The sequence below is a fragment of the Lysinibacillus sp. 2017 genome (assembly GCF_003073375.1).
Taxonomy (GTDB): domain Bacteria; phylum Bacillota; class Bacilli; order Bacillales_A; family Planococcaceae; genus Solibacillus.
Map to the genome: position 1 here is coordinate 2,694,762 of NZ_CP029002.1, position 15,579 is coordinate 2,710,340.

At 36.5% G+C, this 15,579-nt stretch carries 18 protein-coding genes and 1 other annotated feature (1 of these 19 cut by a window edge); of the genes, 6 read left to right on the forward strand and 12 right to left on the reverse strand.

The window, feature by feature from the left end; translation table 11 throughout:
* Positions 1-162: a binding site (T-box leader), on the reverse strand (it extends 72 nt beyond the left edge of the window).
* Positions 163-230: 68 nt separating this feature from the next.
* The 5 genes from qoxD to DCE79_RS13155 all read right to left on the reverse strand — a co-directional run bounded on the left by qoxD (position 231) and on the right by DCE79_RS13155 (position 5,364).
* Positions 231-512 carry a cytochrome aa3 quinol oxidase subunit IV gene (gene qoxD, locus DCE79_RS13135; protein WP_108713488.1) on the reverse strand — a complete coding sequence of 94 codons (282 nt, stop codon included), beginning with the start codon at positions 510-512 and terminating at the stop codon, positions 231-233.
* 3 nt (positions 513-515) lie between these two features.
* On the reverse strand, positions 516-1,115 hold the full coding sequence (locus tag DCE79_RS13140) for a cytochrome c oxidase subunit 3 (protein WP_108713489.1): 600 nt from the start codon (positions 1,113-1,115) through the stop codon (positions 516-518).
* Complete coding sequence (gene qoxB / locus DCE79_RS13145; RefSeq protein ID WP_108713490.1) at positions 1,115-3,079, reverse strand: cytochrome aa3 quinol oxidase subunit I; 1,965 nt, start codon at positions 3,077-3,079, stop codon at positions 1,115-1,117. Before qoxB ends, DCE79_RS13140 begins: the two co-directional genes overlap by 1 nt.
* Before the next feature lie 33 nt (positions 3,080-3,112).
* Entirely contained in the window at positions 3,113-4,012 is a 900-nt protein-coding gene (qoxA, locus tag DCE79_RS13150) for a cytochrome aa3 quinol oxidase subunit II (protein WP_108713491.1), read from the reverse strand.
* Positions 4,013-4,602: 590 nt separating this feature from the next.
* Positions 4,603-5,364 carry a TrmH family RNA methyltransferase gene (locus tag DCE79_RS13155; RefSeq protein WP_108713492.1) on the reverse strand — a complete coding sequence of 254 codons (762 nt, stop codon included), beginning with the start codon at positions 5,362-5,364 and terminating at the stop codon, positions 4,603-4,605.
* A gap of 270 nt (positions 5,365-5,634) precedes the next feature.
* Here DCE79_RS13155 and sspI point away from each other — a divergent pair, with 270 nt between their 5' ends.
* Positions 5,635-5,844, forward strand: a complete 210-nt coding sequence (gene sspI / locus DCE79_RS13160) for a small acid-soluble spore protein SspI (protein ID WP_108713493.1) — start codon at positions 5,635-5,637, stop codon at positions 5,842-5,844.
* Between the two features lie 245 nt (positions 5,845-6,089).
* Entirely contained in the window at positions 6,090-7,115 is a 1,026-nt protein-coding gene (locus tag DCE79_RS13165; RefSeq protein WP_108713494.1) for a PTS sugar transporter subunit IIC, read from the forward strand.
* A 26-nt stretch (positions 7,116-7,141) separates the two neighbouring features.
* Here the strand turns inward: DCE79_RS13165 and DCE79_RS13170 are convergent, their stop codons facing one another.
* Entirely contained in the window at positions 7,142-7,705 is a 564-nt protein-coding gene (locus tag DCE79_RS13170; protein WP_159083106.1) for a TetR family transcriptional regulator, read from the reverse strand.
* Between the two features lie 156 nt (positions 7,706-7,861).
* On the opposite strand from DCE79_RS13170, the gene DCE79_RS13175 reads away from it, so the two are divergent.
* On the forward strand, positions 7,862-8,683 hold the full coding sequence (locus DCE79_RS13175) for a pirin family protein (protein ID WP_108713496.1): 822 nt from the start codon (positions 7,862-7,864) through the stop codon (positions 8,681-8,683).
* Positions 8,684-8,920: 237 nt separating this feature from the next.
* Here DCE79_RS13175 and argF read toward each other — a convergent pair whose 3' ends face one another.
* Positions 8,921-9,886, reverse strand: a complete 966-nt coding sequence (gene argF, locus DCE79_RS13180; RefSeq protein ID WP_108713497.1) for an ornithine carbamoyltransferase — start codon at positions 9,884-9,886, stop codon at positions 8,921-8,923.
* A 302-nt stretch (positions 9,887-10,188) separates the two neighbouring features.
* On the opposite strand from argF, the gene DCE79_RS13185 reads away from it, so the two are divergent.
* Positions 10,189-10,641 carry an SRPBCC family protein gene (locus DCE79_RS13185; RefSeq protein WP_108713498.1) on the forward strand — a complete coding sequence of 151 codons (453 nt, stop codon included), beginning with the start codon at positions 10,189-10,191 and terminating at the stop codon, positions 10,639-10,641.
* A gap of 131 nt (positions 10,642-10,772) precedes the next feature.
* Here DCE79_RS13185 and DCE79_RS13190 read toward each other — a convergent pair whose 3' ends face one another.
* A complete protein-coding gene (locus DCE79_RS13190; RefSeq protein ID WP_108713499.1) occupies positions 10,773-11,861 on the reverse strand; it encodes a M42 family metallopeptidase in 1,089 nt (362 codons plus the stop codon).
* Positions 11,862-11,930: 69 nt separating this feature from the next.
* A complete protein-coding gene (locus DCE79_RS13195; RefSeq protein WP_108713500.1) occupies positions 11,931-12,413 on the reverse strand; it encodes a dUTP diphosphatase in 483 nt (160 codons plus the stop codon).
* An 89-nt stretch (positions 12,414-12,502) separates the two neighbouring features.
* On the opposite strand from DCE79_RS13195, the gene DCE79_RS13200 reads away from it, so the two are divergent.
* Together DCE79_RS13200 and DCE79_RS13205 are read left to right on the forward strand one after the other, a co-directional pair.
* A complete protein-coding gene (locus DCE79_RS13200) occupies positions 12,503-12,883 on the forward strand; it encodes a sigma-w pathway protein ysdB (RefSeq protein WP_108713501.1) in 381 nt (126 codons plus the stop codon).
* Positions 12,884-13,533: 650 nt separating this feature from the next.
* Positions 13,534-14,433 (forward strand): ABC transporter permease, encoded by a 900-nt coding sequence (locus DCE79_RS13205; protein ID WP_159083107.1) that lies wholly within the window; start codon positions 13,534-13,536, stop codon positions 14,431-14,433.
* 49 nt (positions 14,434-14,482) lie between these two features.
* Here the strand turns inward: DCE79_RS13205 and DCE79_RS13210 are convergent, their stop codons facing one another.
* The 3 genes from DCE79_RS13210 to rpmI form a co-directional block, all read right to left on the reverse strand.
* On the reverse strand, positions 14,483-14,743 hold the full coding sequence (locus DCE79_RS13210; protein ID WP_108713503.1) for a DUF1294 domain-containing protein: 261 nt from the start codon (positions 14,741-14,743) through the stop codon (positions 14,483-14,485).
* Positions 14,744-14,925: 182 nt separating this feature from the next.
* Positions 14,926-15,285 (reverse strand): 50S ribosomal protein L20, encoded by a 360-nt coding sequence (gene rplT / locus DCE79_RS13215; protein ID WP_108713504.1) that lies wholly within the window; start codon positions 15,283-15,285, stop codon positions 14,926-14,928.
* Positions 15,286-15,351: 66 nt separating this feature from the next.
* Positions 15,352-15,552: a 50S ribosomal protein L35 gene (gene rpmI / locus DCE79_RS13220; protein WP_108713505.1), complete on the reverse strand. Its 201-nt coding sequence runs from the start codon at positions 15,550-15,552 to the stop codon at positions 15,352-15,354.
* Positions 15,553-15,579 lie beyond the last annotated feature (27 nt).

Here is a 15,579-nt window from a genome sequence, read left to right on the forward strand (position 1 = left end):
CTAACGACTATCTCTAGCCGGCAATCCTTTCACCACTCTTGGCTCCCGGATGCTGCTCGCAGGGTGAACTTCATTATGCAATTTGTATAGAAGCTTTCAGTCAAGGCTTCTACTCCCTAAAACAAATACGTCATAATTACTCTTCCCGGTCAAAGCATTTAGTAAGTTATTCTTCAACTAGTCTAATCTATTTTTTCATTATTTTCAACTAGAAGAACAATTACTTGGAATTACATATCCCAGCGTAGGATTAATAATGTACCAAGAATTGTAACGATTACTAAACCAAGACCGTAAAGAATGTTTGAGTAAATACCCCATTTATCTTCTGTTTCACCAGAGTGCATGAATACAACGAATTGTAGACCTGCTTGGATGAATGCTGTAACTAAAAGAACGATCATTCCTGTACTAAATGACATGTCTGTAAAGTACACAAGCATTGCAATTACAGTAAGAACTAATGAGAATATAAAGCCCATTACTTGGCCTATAGGAAAGAACTTAGCCATAATTTACATCATTCCTTTCAAGTAAATGAAACTGAAGATGAAGATCCAAACAACATCTAAGAAGTGCCAGTATAAAGAGAATATGAACGTTTTACCTGCTGTAGTAGCATTTAAACCACGTTTAGCAATTTGGATGAAGATTGATACACCCCATAAGAAACCGAATGTTACGTGAGCACCATGCGTTCCTAGAGTTGTTAATAGAGTCGATGTGAAGGCACTCACTGTAATGCCAGCACCGATGTGTACATAGTGAATGAATTCTAATACTTCATAAGTTAAGAATCCAGCACCTAAAAGTAATGTTACAGCCAAGAATGATAATGTCGCTTTTTTACTACCTAAACGCATCGCATGAATGGCTAAACCAATTGTAAAACTTGATGTTAAAAGGATGAAAGTCTCCATTAATACTGGAGTGATTTCAAAAATTTCTGCACCAGTTGGGCCGCTACCTGTACGACCTGATAGTGTAAAGTACGATGCGAATAATGTACCGAATAACATAATCTCCGCACCTAGGAATGTCCAGAAACCAAAGATTTTAAGACTGTTTTCCTCAGTAGAATACTCTAATGGAACGTTGTTATTTACTTTACTCATTATTTCGCACCTCCTTTTTTAGCATAATTTTTTTCGTCTTCTTCTACTTCGTGTGCATGAATGTGGTAACCGTGGTCATCTTCTAACGAACGGTAAGCCATACAAGCAAATACGCCGATACCCGCAATAATCGCAACTGTAAACATGCTGAATACTAATGCGAAACCTGCGATGAAGATGAATACTGAAAGAATAAATGTTTGACCTGAGTTATTTGGCATATGAATGTCTTCAATTTTGCCTTTGAATAACTGCACGCCATTTTTCTTAGAATCCCAGAAAGCTTCTGATGTTGCATCAGTAACATCTGGAGTAATAGCAAAGTTGTAATGTGGAACTGGTGTATGTGTTGACCACTCAAGACCACGAGCATCCCAAGGATCACTACCAATATCACGTGGTGAGTTTTTGAAACTATACCAAATGTTCCAAACGATCATTAAGAATGAAACAGCCATAATACCAGCACCGATGAACGCTACCATGTTTAATACGCTGAATCCTGTTGATTCTGAATAAGTGTACATACGACGTGCTTGACCATCTAAACCAGTGATATACATTGGAATGAATGAAAGTACGAAACCAGTAGACATTACCCAAACTGTTGCTTTACCGATACGTTCGTTAAGCATGAAGCCAAACATTTTTGGCCAGTAGAATGTTAAACCTGCTAACATCGCGTAAACAACACCTGGGATGATTACGTTATGGAAGTGGGCTACTAAGAACATTGTGTTGTGGTATTGGTAGTCTGCTGCTGACATCGCAAGCATAACCCCTGTTACACCACCAAGTGTGAATAAAGGAATGAAATGCATTGTATACAACATTGGTGTTGTCATAACAATTTTCCCTTTGTAAAGCGTGAATAGCCAGTTGAAAATCTTAACCCCAGTTGGGATTGCGATTGCCATTGTTGTAATAGAGAAGATTGAGTTCGTCATTGCGCCTTGACCCATTGTGAAGAAATGGTGAGTCCATACAGCGAATGAGAATACTGAAATTACAAGCATTGACCAAACCATTGAGTTATAGCCATATAAGTTACGACGAGCAAACGTCGAGATAATCTCAGAGTAAATACCGAATGCCGGTAAAATTAAGATATAAACTTCAGGGTGACCCCAAACCCAGAACAGGTTGGCCCAAAGCATGTCCATACCACCGTTACCCATTGTGAAGAATTGTGTACCGAATAGACGGTCCATCGTACCCATTGCAAGTGCTACTGTTAATACTGGGAATGCGAATACGATGATTAAGTTTGCAATAAGTGCTGACCAAGTGAACATTGGCATTTTGAATAATGTCATACCTGGAGCACGCATTTTAAAGATTGTCGTAATGAAGTTAATACCTGTCATTAACGTACCAAGACCCGCAATTTGAAGCGAAATCATATAGTAGTTTGTACCAACTGATGAACTGAACTCGTTACTTGCTAATGGGAAGTAAGAAGTCCATCCTGCATCTGGAGATCCACCAATTACGAATGATAGGTTGAATAAACCCATACCCATGAAGAATAACCAGAACGCTAAGTTGTTTAAACGTGGGAACGCAACGTCACGTGCCCCGATTTGTAATGGTACTAAATAGTTAAAGAAGAATGTAATAAATGGCATTGCCATGAATAAGATCATGACTACCCCGTGTGTTGTAAATACTTCATTGTAATGCTGTGCGTCTAAGAATGTGTTATCTGGAACAGCTAGTTGCATACGCATCATAATCGCATCAACACCGCCGCGGAATAACATTAATAACGCAGTGATTAAATACATGATACCGATTTTTTTATGGTCAACAGTAGTGATCCACTCACGCCATAAGTAGCCCCACAATTTAAAGTACGTAACGATTGCTACTAAAGCAACTGCGCCAAGTACAATAGAAGCCCCTGCAATATAAATTAATATACTTGGGTTCGGGATCGCAAACTGTGCAAAAAATTCCTTCATAGTAGTACTCCTTTCAAAAGTTCTAACTTTAAATTAGTGTGAACTGTGTGAAGAGTGATCCTCTTCGTTTTCTTTGCCGTCGCCAGTAGTAGCTGATTCATGATAGCTTGGTGCTGGTGAGAACTCAAGGTGTGTACCTGTGTAAGTAGAACGACCTAAATGTCCTGGCACTAATAATTCATTGAATTTATCTTCTGTAAGCGGTTCAGCTGTATTATTAACATCTGTAATCCACTCTTCAAAGTCTTCTTGTGTCATAGCAGTTACATCAAATGTATTTTTTGCTGTACCTTCACCTGAGAAGTTTGCGTTACGTCCCCAGAATTCGCCTGGTTTATCAGCAGCTAAATGTAATGTTGTAACCATGTTTGACATTGCATATTTTTGACCACCAAGTTGTGGAATCCAGAAACTTGTAATTGGACCGTAAGAATATAATTTAAATTCAACTGCACGTCCTGCTGGAATGTTTACGTAGTTTACTGTTTCAATTCCTTGTTCTGGATAGCTGAAATGCCATTTCCAGTTAGAAGATGATGCGTAAATTACTAATGGTTCCTGATCTTCATATCCTGCTGGAGTACTTTCAACAATGTAGTTACTTTTAACAGAAACTACTGATAAGACAATTACAATAATGACAGGAATACCAATCATAATTGTTTCTACAAGCCAGTGACCATGGATATGTGGTGGCTCGTAATCTGTACTTTGTTTTGAAGCACGGTATTTCACTAACATAAATACCATAATTGCTAATACGACAAGTACAATGGCACCCATGATGTAAATTGATAACATAATGTCATCTGCTTGTCTTTGTGCTTGAGGACCTTTAGGATCTAGAACTGTTAATTTATCACTACATCCTGATAATAAAACAGCACCTAAACCTAATAAAGAGAGTAATGTTCCCTTCATATTTGCTTTCATAGTTGGACTCCTTTCCAATAAATAGAGCTTGTTAGATTTTTCTTAAGCGCTTTAAAAGTAGAGCTTAAAATAAAAGAATTAAATTAGTGCATGTACAATTAAATAAAATATATTTTACAAACTTTCCACTGTGTATATAGTAGAAAGTAATTAAATGATTTCCTTAATACATACACAAGAGATGTTGTTTGTATTTTAAACAAGGAAACTATTATTACGTTTAATATATCTTTCATGCACATCACTTAAGTTATTTATCTAACCTTCTTTGATTTTAGTTAAACATCAAATAAGTGTCAAAACATCAATTTGGAAAAAAACCTTATTTCTTACTTTTTAATTTCACTATTCACTTATCAATTCGGAATAAAGCCTTCAAAAGTAGTAAATAAGTGCGCTAACGAGAATTAGAAAAACACTTTATAAAAATGACATTTCTATGACAAAGTTAAATTTGTTTTTTTAGATTTATCTGAATTAGACACCTATTGTATTTGGTGGTTATTTATGGAAATATATAACTTCCTGACTACCAAAAAAAGAGGGAGTTAGTTAGTATTTACTAACCCACTCCCTCTTAATAAATTTAACTATTTTACAAATGCATACAATAAAATGCCTGTTGCTACAGCTACATTTAATGATTCTGCCCCACCTAAAATAGGGATGATGACGTTTTGATCTGTTTTCGCTAAAAGTTGTGGATTAATGCCACTACCTTCATTACCTACCATTAGTGCAAATGCTTCACTTGGTTCGACTGCTTTATATGAAATGGATTCTTCTAAAGAGGTTCCGTAAACACGAACACCATCTTGCTGTAAGTTTTCGATCCATTCCATTAAATCACCACGTACGACTGGAATGTGGAAATGTGATCCTTGTGCAGAGCGAAGTGTTTTCGGATTAAATGCATCCACGCTGCCTTTACCTAGAACGACTGCATCGATACCAGCTGCATCTGCTGTACGAATCATTGTTCCAATATTCCCTGGATCTTGTACAGCATCCACCAATAATACTTTGCGCCAATCATACTTCTCATCTTCTGAAACCACACGTTGCTTACAATGTGCAAATACACCTTGTGAAGTTTCTGTTTCAGCAATCTCTTTTGCCACCGCATCATTAACATACACAATGACTAGTTCGTCTATTGGCCAGAGCATGGGTAAATCAACACCTTCACGTACAATCATTTGTACGATTTGGTCTTTATGCTTTAGTGCCTCTTCTACTAAGTGGAAACCTTCTACAAGATATTCCCCAGTTTTTTCACGTTCTTTACGTTGTGTTGCAAGCTTTTTCCAATGTTTAACGAGTGCATTTTGTGTTGATTCGATTCGTTTCATAATTACCGTCCTTTATTTACCTCGCAATAACGGGAAGTAATACACCCACCTCAAGGCTTAAGTACATCAAGAAGCATAGGTGCGAGATCAACTCCCGTAATAGCCCGATTGGTTAAACTAACAATCCGTGGTACCAAAACATCCCACAGATTGAAGTTTCACTTTATATTCAGTTATTAATTCTACCATAAACATTAAGTGATTCCATAATGAGAACGTATGCATAATTCCATCGTTATTGTACATAGTAAGCAAAAAGGAGGAAATGATATGGACTTTCAAATTCGACAAGCGATTACAACAAATGTAACTGGATCAGATGCACATGAATTTCAGGACATTGTAAATGATGCAATTTCACGTGGAGAGGAACATTTACTGCCTGGTCTTGGTGTGTTTTTAGAAAAATGGTGGAATGCTGCGAATGAATCAGAGCGCAATGACTTTTCACAAAAGCTAGCTACTCAATTTTCTGCATGAACTAAATAGGGCTGCCAAAAGTCGATTCCCCTTTTGGCAGCTTTTTATTATCAAATTTTGCAATAAAATTAATATGACCATTTTTTCTATGTCAATTCATCAATTTTCTACATAATTCATCAATATAAAAAATAAGGTCCAAATACTCTAAATTTTCAGAATTTTCTATATTGATAGTTTTTTATTTAAGGTTTACACTGTAAAACATCAACTAAGAGAACATGATTCAGAAGGGATATGAGTTTATGAAAAATTTTATTAACAATGTACTAACCGGAATGAGCATGGGGATTGTCGTTTGTTTAATTCCTAATGCACTTGTAGGAGAAATTTTAAAACTCATTATTCCATACGTGCCTCAATTACAAATTATTTTAGATACATCAATTATTGCTATGAGTTTGTTACCAGTTGTCATTGGTGTGATGACAGGAATTTGCTTTAAGCTTACACCAATTCAAACGTGCAGTGTTGGACTTGCCGCATTTATTGGCAGTGGGGTTTATACGATGCAAGAAGGTGTTTTAACACTAGCGGGTATTGGTGTAGTTATTAATATAGGAATTACAGCAGCACTTGCTGTTTTATTTGTCCAATTTTTAGGCAACCATTTAAAAGACTTCACATTAATCGGGATGCCCGCATTATCAATGTTCGTTCCAGGTCTTGTTGGTGCAGCAATTCTACCTTATGTTAAAACAGCTTCTGGCTGGGTGGGTGAAGTGATTATGTATGCAACTGCACTTCAACCAGTATTCATGGGTGCAATTATTGCTGTGATTTTCTCACTTTTAATTATTTCGCCCATCTCAACAATTGGTGTAGCTACAGTTATTATGCTTTCTGGTATTGGAGCTGGTACTGCAAATTTAGGAGTATGTGCCTCAGGTGTCGGCATGTGTATTGCTAGTTACCGCGCGAATAATTTTGGGACAGCGATTGCACATGTGGTTTCTGCGAAAATTCAAATGCGTAACTTCTTCATGAAGCCGACGATTGCATTTCCGATGATCATTACTGCCGCGATTTTAGGCGCACTTGGTGGCTATTTTGAAATCGTCGGGACACCATATAGTGCAGGATTCGGTCTTGGAGGATTCGTTGGACCACTTAAATATCTTGATTTAGTTGGTTGGAATACAACATCAATTACATTATCCGTTACATTATTTATCGTTCTACCTATTATTTTAAACTTGTTCTTCTTAAAATTATTCGAGCTGAAATTTAAATGGATTAAATCAAACGATTACGCTGTAAATTATGAATGATTCAATAAACCCGGTAGCTTTTATAGCTATCGGGTTTCATTCATTTGTGGATATTTTAGCAGCATTAATAACGGAGCGGCCGCATTTTTAGCGAAGGCTTCTGCAGGTTCTCTCTTTTGCTTGTCCCACTCTACATAACTTCCATACAAACCCCAACTAAATAATACAGCCTGTAATTTTGCCGTTTCTGGTAACCTTAGCTCCATATTTCTTTCTAAATACACTTTTACTTTGTCATCAATCATTTGGGTAAAAGCCGAGTAGCCTCTTCGGCAATTTGAGAACATTTGATCATGAATACGCACGATTCCTAAAAATAACTGCACAACAAGCTGTTCCGAAACTTCCTTATCCCCCAATTCCGTAAGACTATCTTGCATAATGTCCTCGATTAATTCGGTCAAAACCTCTTCAAGCAATGCGTACTTATCGATAAAATGCGCGTAAAATGTTGCACGATTTATGGTTGCTAATTCCGTAATATCCTTCACGGTCATATGCTCAAAACCTTTTGAAACTAATAATTGATTAAACGCGCTAACAATTAATTTGCGTGTTCGAATCGTACGTGGATCTATTGCTTTACTCATATAAGACACCCCTTTTCCCAACAATTTTGCATTTCTGTTGCTTAGACAACAAGCTAGGTTAGTTGTCAATTGCGAATCGTTTCTAAACATACTATAGTACAAGTATACAACACGTGTTGATTTTGTAACAAATTATTCACAAAGGTGGAGATAATCATGTTAGCAATCAAAAAAATCCAACAAATTTCACTACAAAATGGGGACGGCCGTCATTTACGTTACGTCTTACAACCATTAGATTTAATGGACAATGATCCATTTATAATTTTAGCGGATGATAAATTCGCACATAACACATTTGCGGATCACCCTCACGCGGGGATTCAAACCGTTACGTATGTACTTGAAGGAAGCTTGGAGCATTATGATAGCCGTACGGGCGGTGGGGGGCGCTTAGAAGAAGGCGATTTTCAAATTATGACGGCTGGTCGCGGCATTATTCACAACGAAAATCCAGACCGTGGTGAAGATGTTCGTGTACTACAACTTTGGGTTAACTTATCATCAGAGCATAAAAAAGTAGATGGACAATATGAGGATTTAAAACATGCAGACGTACCCGTAATTAACATCGAAGGCGGAAAAATCGAAGTGTTCTCAGGTGAAGTAAAAGGCATTCATTCGCCACTTAAGAATTTCACACCCTTTATGTATGCAGCCATTACAATTGAAAACAATGAAAATGAATTCACGATTCCCGCAGGATACAATAGCTATTTATATGTGCTAGAAGGTGATGTCGAAATCCAACAACAAGCGGTTAAGCCATTCGATGTTATTCATTTTGATATTCCTGAAACAGATGAAGAAATTCACTTCAAAGCAACTGGTAAATCAAAATTCGTTATTTTTGCGGGGCTCCCTATTAAAGAGCCAGTCGTAGCACGTGGACCATTCGTAATGAATACAAACGAGGAAATTTTAGAGAAATTTGAAAACTACAGGAATGGTACGTTTTTAGATGGTAAACCGTATTAAAGTGCAAAATAAAAAGCAATCCAGCGTCTCCCGGATTGCTTTTTCTATGTAGTGATGAGGTACTCCATCTTGACTACGTTCATCACATTGTAGCGATTTGATGTGTTCACAGCGTCTCCCGTTCCGACATCAAAGGAACTACTACAGTACTTGTTTGCCCTTCCTGCTTGCAAATACTGTATTGTTACGAAAGAGTAGATACGACTTGCGACCCGCAATTTGCACATCTACCAAATGTTACGCTAATAATGATACTAAAACTGCTTTTTGTGCATGAAGACGATTTTCTGCTTGCTCAAAAATATATGAATTTGGTCCATCAATTACAGATGTAGCAACCTCTTCTTCACGGTGTGCTGGTAAGCAGTGCAGGAACAAATAATCTGGTTTTGCATGCGCAACAAGTGCATCGTTAATTTGATAGCCTTCGAAATCCTTTAAGCGTTGCGCTGTTTCATCTTCTTGCCCCATTGAAGTCCACACATCTGCATAAATCGCATCTGCGTTTTGAACAGCCTCTACAGGATCATTCGTCACAAATACCGTGCTTCCGTTCTCCTCAGCAATCATTTGTGCTTTTTCGATAATTGTTGCGTCACATTCATAGCCCTTTGGCGTTGCAACTGTCACATGCATTCCTACATGTGCTGCTGCAACGACTAATGCATGTGCTACATTGTTTCCATCACCAACATATGCAATTTTTAATCCTTTTAACTCACCTTTGTTTTCAGCGATTGTTTCAAGGTCTGCTAATGCCTGACATGGATGATCGATATCTGTTAAGCCGTTAATGACTGGAATGGAAGCATTTTCAGCAAGCTCTTCTACCATTGCATGTGAGTTAGCACGAATCATAATACCGTCCAGATAACCTGATAATACTTTCCCCGTGTCTGAAATAGGTTCGCCACGTCCGATTTGCATATCACGTGCATTCATATACATGCCGTAACCACCTAGTTGTTGCATTCCCACTTCAAACGATACACGTGTACGCGTCGAGCTTTTTTCGAAAATCATGCCAAGCGTTTTACCTTCTAGTAAACGTGGACATTTGCCCGCTTTCGTAATGATTTTTAGCTGTGTTGCTAATTGAATTAATTGTGTTACTTCTTCACTTGTATAATCAAGTAGCGTAAGTAAGTCTTTTCCTTTAAGACTTGTTACGGGCTTTAATTGCACTTCTTCTAATAATTTCATGTCTTAAACACCTCTGTTACCTTTATGTTGTCTTTATTATACATATGCATAAATATTAAATCAAGCGAATTATTATGAATTTTTATATTTATTTAAATTATTCGATATTTATACATGTGTTTTCCAATTAAGTAATTAGTTAATTATTGATTTATATAGAATTTTAATGTTTATTTGAGAGTTTTTACGTTTTATATTGAATTATCATTCATTTTTTTAGATAATAAGGGAAATGGCTTTAATATGGAAATATTCTCTAAAATAAAGTCATTCATAAAGCGATCTAGAGGGAGGAATTATTAATGCCACAAGCATTGCATAATGTAGAAATTTCTTTAAACAATGAGGTTGTATGGGATTTTTTAAAAGACTATAACAATTGGGCGCCTTTAGTTCCTGGTTACATTGGACATGAAGTTCAGAGCGATTCTCAGTTCACATGGATTTTTTTAGCGGACTTAGGATTTACCAAGAAGACAATTAAGCTACAAGTTAACGTGTCAGAACTAGCTGCACCAACTGATGTGTTGTTCCAGCTTAAGGGATTATCGGATAATTTCAATGGTAGCGGTTATTTCAAATTAGAAGCAAAAGACGGGGATTCAACAGAAATTAAGGGAAGCTTAGATCTTTCCGCAGGCGGTATGATGGGTATGATGATTAATTCAGTGTTAGAAAGCTTTGTACCAAAAATGACGAAAGAATTAATGGAATCCATTTCAGTGAAGCTAGCAGAATTACATTTAATAAAATAATTTAAATGCGTATGATGGCACTGTAATTATTGTTCATCATGCGCTTTTTTTGTATAAATAGTAAATAAAAAAGGTAGATTCATTCTATTTAAAGAACAAATCTACCTCAAATTCTGGAAATTTATTAATAATTATTCAAATGTAATTTTATTTACTGCATCACGGTCTAAACGTTTGATAACTTCAACGATTAATTTCACCGCATTGTCGTAGTCATCACGGTGCAGGATACCTGCATGTGAGTGAATGTAACGTGTTGCTACACAGATTGCTAGTGCTGGTACACCGTTTTGTGTGATGTGGATGGAACCTGCATCAGTACCGCCACCTGAAATAGCTTCGAATTGGTAAGGGATGCCTGCTTCTTCTGCAACATCTAGTACGAATTCACGTAAGCCTGTGTGAGATACCATTGATGCATCATAAACAACAATTTGTGGACCTGCGCCCATTTTAGAAGTTGATTCTTTAGGTGTTACTCCTGGAGTGTCCCCTGCTACACCAACGTCAACTGAGAAACCGATATCTGGTTGTATTTTGAATGTAGAAGTTTTCGCACCACGTAAGCCGACTTCTTCTTGTACGTTCCCAACTCCATATACGATGTTCGGGTGGTTTTCGTCTTTTAATGCTTTTAATACATCGATTGCAATCGCACAACCAATACGGTTATCCCATGCTTTTGCTAATAAATGTTTTTCATTTTTCATTACGTTGAATTCGAAGTATGGTGTGATCATGTCGCCAGGACGTACGCCCCACTCCATTGCTTCTTCTTTTGAAGTTGCACCGATATCAACGAACATTGCTTTTACATCAACAACTTTGTTACGCACCTCAGCTGGTAAAATATGAGGTGGTTTTGAACCGATTACCCCAATAATTTCTTCGCCTGCACGAGTCGTAATTGTCACGCGTTGTGCTAGCATTACTTGGCTCCACCAACCACCAACAGTTTGGAAGAATACAAAACCTTTTTCATCGATGCGTGTTACCATGAAGCCAACTTCATCTAAATGACCGGCAACCATAATTTTCGGACCGTTTTCATCGCCTACTTTTTTCGCGATTAAGCTACCTAAGTTGTCCATTTCTACTTCATCTGCATAAGGCGCGATGTATTTTCTCATCACTTCACGAGGAGCGCGTTCGTTCCCTGGAATTCCGTTTGCATCTGTTAAATCTTTGAACATTTGTAATGTTGGATCAAGCTTTGTCATGTAATAGCCTCCTAAATAATTGCTCCATTCCATTATAGCGATATTATTTCGAAATGTGAAATAATTTCGTCAATACCCTGTGCGTTGACGCTCATAATTTTTTTCGTTTTTCAATTTGTATGCTTCGATAATATCCGCTACGGTAAATCCTAGGTTGTAGGCTAAAATGCTATAGTGCCGCCAAACTTCTTTGTAATGCACTTCTGTCTGTTGTTTTAAAAATTCTAATACCGCTTGTGTCGTATTGATAAAGCCTTGTGTTAAATCGGCACTTTGCTCCATATTTGGCCATTCTGTTAAAAGATAACCACGCATATTCCCTAGTGACAGCATAAAGTGAATCGAATCTACAAATTCCTCTAAAATTATAGGACGTTCAGATGGACCCTTCGTTGACCAAAATTTAAAGCAACGTGTTTCATTTGCTAATTCTGCAAGCTCCACTAATAATGCTAATCCCTTTTCTTCAAAAACATCTTTGTCGACGTTTTGGTTTTGTTCGATAAAGTAATCAAGTTCTCGTTGCATTTCAAATAATTGTTTGAATTCCATAAATTTTTCCCTCTTTTACTAAAAAAACGAATCTTTTTATGCTACTTAATCGTATAGCATGAAAACACCGTAATCAAGGAGGAAGTTACATGGCTCTACTTTTACGTATCGCCATCATCATCCTTATCATTTACATATTTTATAAAGGTATTCGTTATTTAACGGACCCGAAGCGTAAACTCGATGAGGCCTATGAAAATGGACAGTATTATTTTTATGATGATGTAAAAAATATTCGCAAAAACTTTTTCGTTACTTATAAAGGAGCATTATTTGAAGGAGAAAAATATTTAGGCACGACAGATAATGCGTTTGAAGTAATCAGTATTTTTGTTTTCGTCCATGATGCAATGAAACTTCAAGGGTTTACGAAAGAAGACTTCTTATATTTACAAGAAGAGATTTTAATGAATTACCCTAACGCAAAAATCAATTGGAAAAATCCGATTGAGCAATTGATGAAGGAGTAAGCTGGAGTAATGTGAATCGACTAGATGTTGATTCACATTTTTATTTTGCTTACAAAACGAATCTTTTTTTACAGAAGAACGTATTAAAGTGGCTCATCACCATAAGTTGGGGATGACATAATTTTAGGATTCAAAGTGATTCCTTTTTAATCTAGTCCGTTCTGCTACGCTTCGGGGGACGCTTTCCTGGGGGCGTGGCTCCATCTAACTTGTTACTTGCCTCTACGGCGGCAAGCAACAAGTGGATATTCCGCGCACGCTTAATCCCCAAGGGGTCGCCCCCTGCGCTTCGCGGCACTCTATTTTGGAATAAAATTTTTTTCTAATAAGGTGTTTTAGATAAGGCTTATTCGATAAAGTATCTTTTATAAACGTGAAAATAGTTTAAATGAAAGAGTGTTCATCATAACTGAAACCATGGCATTCACTTTCATTTCAATAACGAAATAGGATTCAAAATTCACTTAGAATAGAGGATAAACTTGATCAATCCCCGCCGCCTCGCGATAGCGCAAGCGGCATTATCAGACGCATTTAACTAAGTTAAAAGTACGATACTTTGTATTGGCGGGCCTTGCATGCGGTATTAAAGACAGTAGTATGGACACGTACCACGTGGCCATAATGCGGTCTTAATCGACCCCACTATATTGCTAATCGTTTTCTTAATTATTAGCTTTTTTGTTTCAAAATCAACTATTCGATTTTTTATTTACGAAGCGGATCTTTTGTTTTTTCAACAGAATGTGAAAAAAATGATAAATTTAAAACGAACTGCCGTACTATATTCATTTGGATTTTATAACTTCTTAATTATATTAATACTTGGATTTGCTACTCCCTTCTTATTTTCAATAGATTTAACATTTATTGATATTATGAAAATCATTTTAGTGCTAAATATATTTAGTATGATTCATGTTTCATTGAACTACTTATATAAAAGTTGGTATGTGCGATTACCAATTCTATTAGTAATTCATACGTTTTTAATACTTAATTTCTTTTCCATTCATTTTGGCATTTATTTGATCCTTTTTATCATTAGTGCAGTTATTTTATTCAGAAAAATATTTTCCAATCGATATTGGGTAACAGAAGTTTTGTGGGAATATGAGGGGTTTTACAAATGGATGAAAATTATTTTTCAATTTAGTATGGAAATGAGTTATTATTTACCAGCAAAAATAAGGCCGCCCATTTTCATTTTTGCAAAACGTCGTAAGTTAAGTGATCATCGAATTGATAATCTTATTTATAAATCATTGTTAAGAAAATCAAGCTTTTTCTCCTTACCGCTACGCCTGATTTTATTATGTATAGGATTATTTATTATTTTACCAAACTGGGCAAAGGTGGTTGTACTTATTATTACGATTTTAGGATTATTTACTTCCTTTGATTCGATCTTAAAAGAGATAAAAAGAGCTTCCTTCTTTCAATTAATAACGCCTTCAGAGGATGAGTGGATTTCGTCAAAATTACGGGTTCAAAAGCGAATAATTTATCCGTTAATCATCGCACTTCTGCTATTATTTTTTATACTATAAGAAAAAGACGGGTTGTTATATACAACCCGTTCTTACTTCCGCAATATTTTTAAAATAACTGAACGAGCAAAAAAATATGAATCGCTGCCATTAGTGGAAAACCAAAGGCAAATTTGTTGTGCTTTGTTTTGTGGCGAAATAAATACATGCCCAATACGCCACCCATTGCTCCACCGAATAAGCCTAATGTTAACAATGTCTTTTCAGAAATACGCCATTCTTTCTTTTTGGCACGCTCTTTGTCGATATACATGTAAATACATAAAATAAGTGAAATAATCCCGACATATGTAAGTGCTGCTAATTCCATTTATTATCCCCCTTAATCTGAAAAAAAGACTGATAAGGAGCGATTCCCTATCAGTCTTTTTATTATAAACTAAATATTATTTAGCTTGTGCAGTTTTTGCATCTGTCGCTTACGCTTTCGATGCAGAAATCAAAGCATATTAGCTAATTTAGAGTAAATCCTATCTTTCAAGAATTTAATTATTATTTAGCTTGTGCAGTTTTAGCAGCTTCTGCTAATTGTGCGAATGCTGCTGTATCAGTTACAGCTAGGTCAGCTAACATTTTACGGTTAACTTCGATACCAGCTAATTTTAAACCGTGCATTAAACGGCTATAAGATAAACCGTGTAAACGTGCTGCTGCATTGATACGTGTAATCCATAAACGACGGAAATTACGTTTTGTTTGACGACGGTCACGGTATGCATATTGACCCGATTTCATTACTGCTTGGTTAGCTACTTTGTATAATGTGTGTTTAGAACCGTAGTAACCTTTAGCTAATTTTAATACTTTTTTGCGACGAGCGCGTGTTACTGTTCCGCCTTTTACGCGTGGCATATAATTACCTCCTGCTAATTCTTTCGAATGTTTGATTTTTTTTGTTGAACCTGTATGTTCAAATGATTACTTCATGTAAGTTAATAAAGTACGGATGCGTTTGAAATCACCAGAAGTAGCGATTTTCGCTTTACGAAGTTTACGTTTCGCTTTAGTTGATTTGTTAGCGAATAAGTGGCTACCATAAGCACGGTCAAATTTTAATTTACCTGAACCTGTTTTTTTGAAACGCTTTGCAGCACCACGGTGTGTTTTCATTTTTGGCATGTCGATTTCCTCCTAAACTGATCAATT

Coding starts and splice junctions, on each gene's coding strand:
- qoxD (WP_108713488.1), bottom strand. CDS start 512: ATGGCTAAGTTCTTTCCTATAGGCCAAGTAATGGGCTTTATATTCTCA.
- DCE79_RS13140 (WP_108713489.1), bottom strand. CDS start 1,115: ATGAGTAAAGTAAATAACAACGTTCCATTAGAGTATTCTACTGAGGAA.
- qoxB (WP_108713490.1), bottom strand. CDS start 3,079: ATGAAGGAATTTTTTGCACAGTTTGCGATCCCGAACCCAAGTATATTA.
- qoxA (WP_108713491.1), bottom strand. CDS start 4,012: ATGAAAGCAAATATGAAGGGAACATTACTCTCTTTATTAGGTTTAGGT.
- DCE79_RS13155 (WP_108713492.1), bottom strand. CDS start 5,364: ATGAAACGAATCGAATCAACACAAAATGCACTCGTTAAACATTGGAAA.
- sspI (WP_108713493.1), top strand. CDS start 5,635: ATGGACTTTCAAATTCGACAAGCGATTACAACAAATGTAACTGGATCA.
- DCE79_RS13165 (WP_108713494.1), top strand. CDS start 6,090: ATGAAAAATTTTATTAACAATGTACTAACCGGAATGAGCATGGGGATT.
- DCE79_RS13170 (WP_159083106.1), bottom strand. CDS start 7,705: ATGAGTAAAGCAATAGATCCACGTACGATTCGAACACGCAAATTAATT.
- DCE79_RS13175 (WP_108713496.1), top strand. CDS start 7,862: ATGTTAGCAATCAAAAAAATCCAACAAATTTCACTACAAAATGGGGAC.
- argF (WP_108713497.1), bottom strand. CDS start 9,886: ATGAAATTATTAGAAGAAGTGCAATTAAAGCCCGTAACAAGTCTTAAA.
- DCE79_RS13185 (WP_108713498.1), top strand. CDS start 10,189: ATGCCACAAGCATTGCATAATGTAGAAATTTCTTTAAACAATGAGGTT.
- DCE79_RS13190 (WP_108713499.1), bottom strand. CDS start 11,861: ATGACAAAGCTTGATCCAACATTACAAATGTTCAAAGATTTAACAGAT.
- DCE79_RS13195 (WP_108713500.1), bottom strand. CDS start 12,413: ATGGAATTCAAACAATTATTTGAAATGCAACGAGAACTTGATTACTTT.
- DCE79_RS13200 (WP_108713501.1), top strand. CDS start 12,503: ATGGCTCTACTTTTACGTATCGCCATCATCATCCTTATCATTTACATA.
- DCE79_RS13210 (WP_108713503.1), bottom strand. CDS start 14,743: ATGGAATTAGCAGCACTTACATATGTCGGGATTATTTCACTTATTTTA.
- rplT (WP_108713504.1), bottom strand. CDS start 15,285: ATGCCACGCGTAAAAGGCGGAACAGTAACACGCGCTCGTCGCAAAAAA.
- rpmI (WP_108713505.1), bottom strand. CDS start 15,552: ATGCCAAAAATGAAAACACACCGTGGTGCTGCAAAGCGTTTCAAAAAA.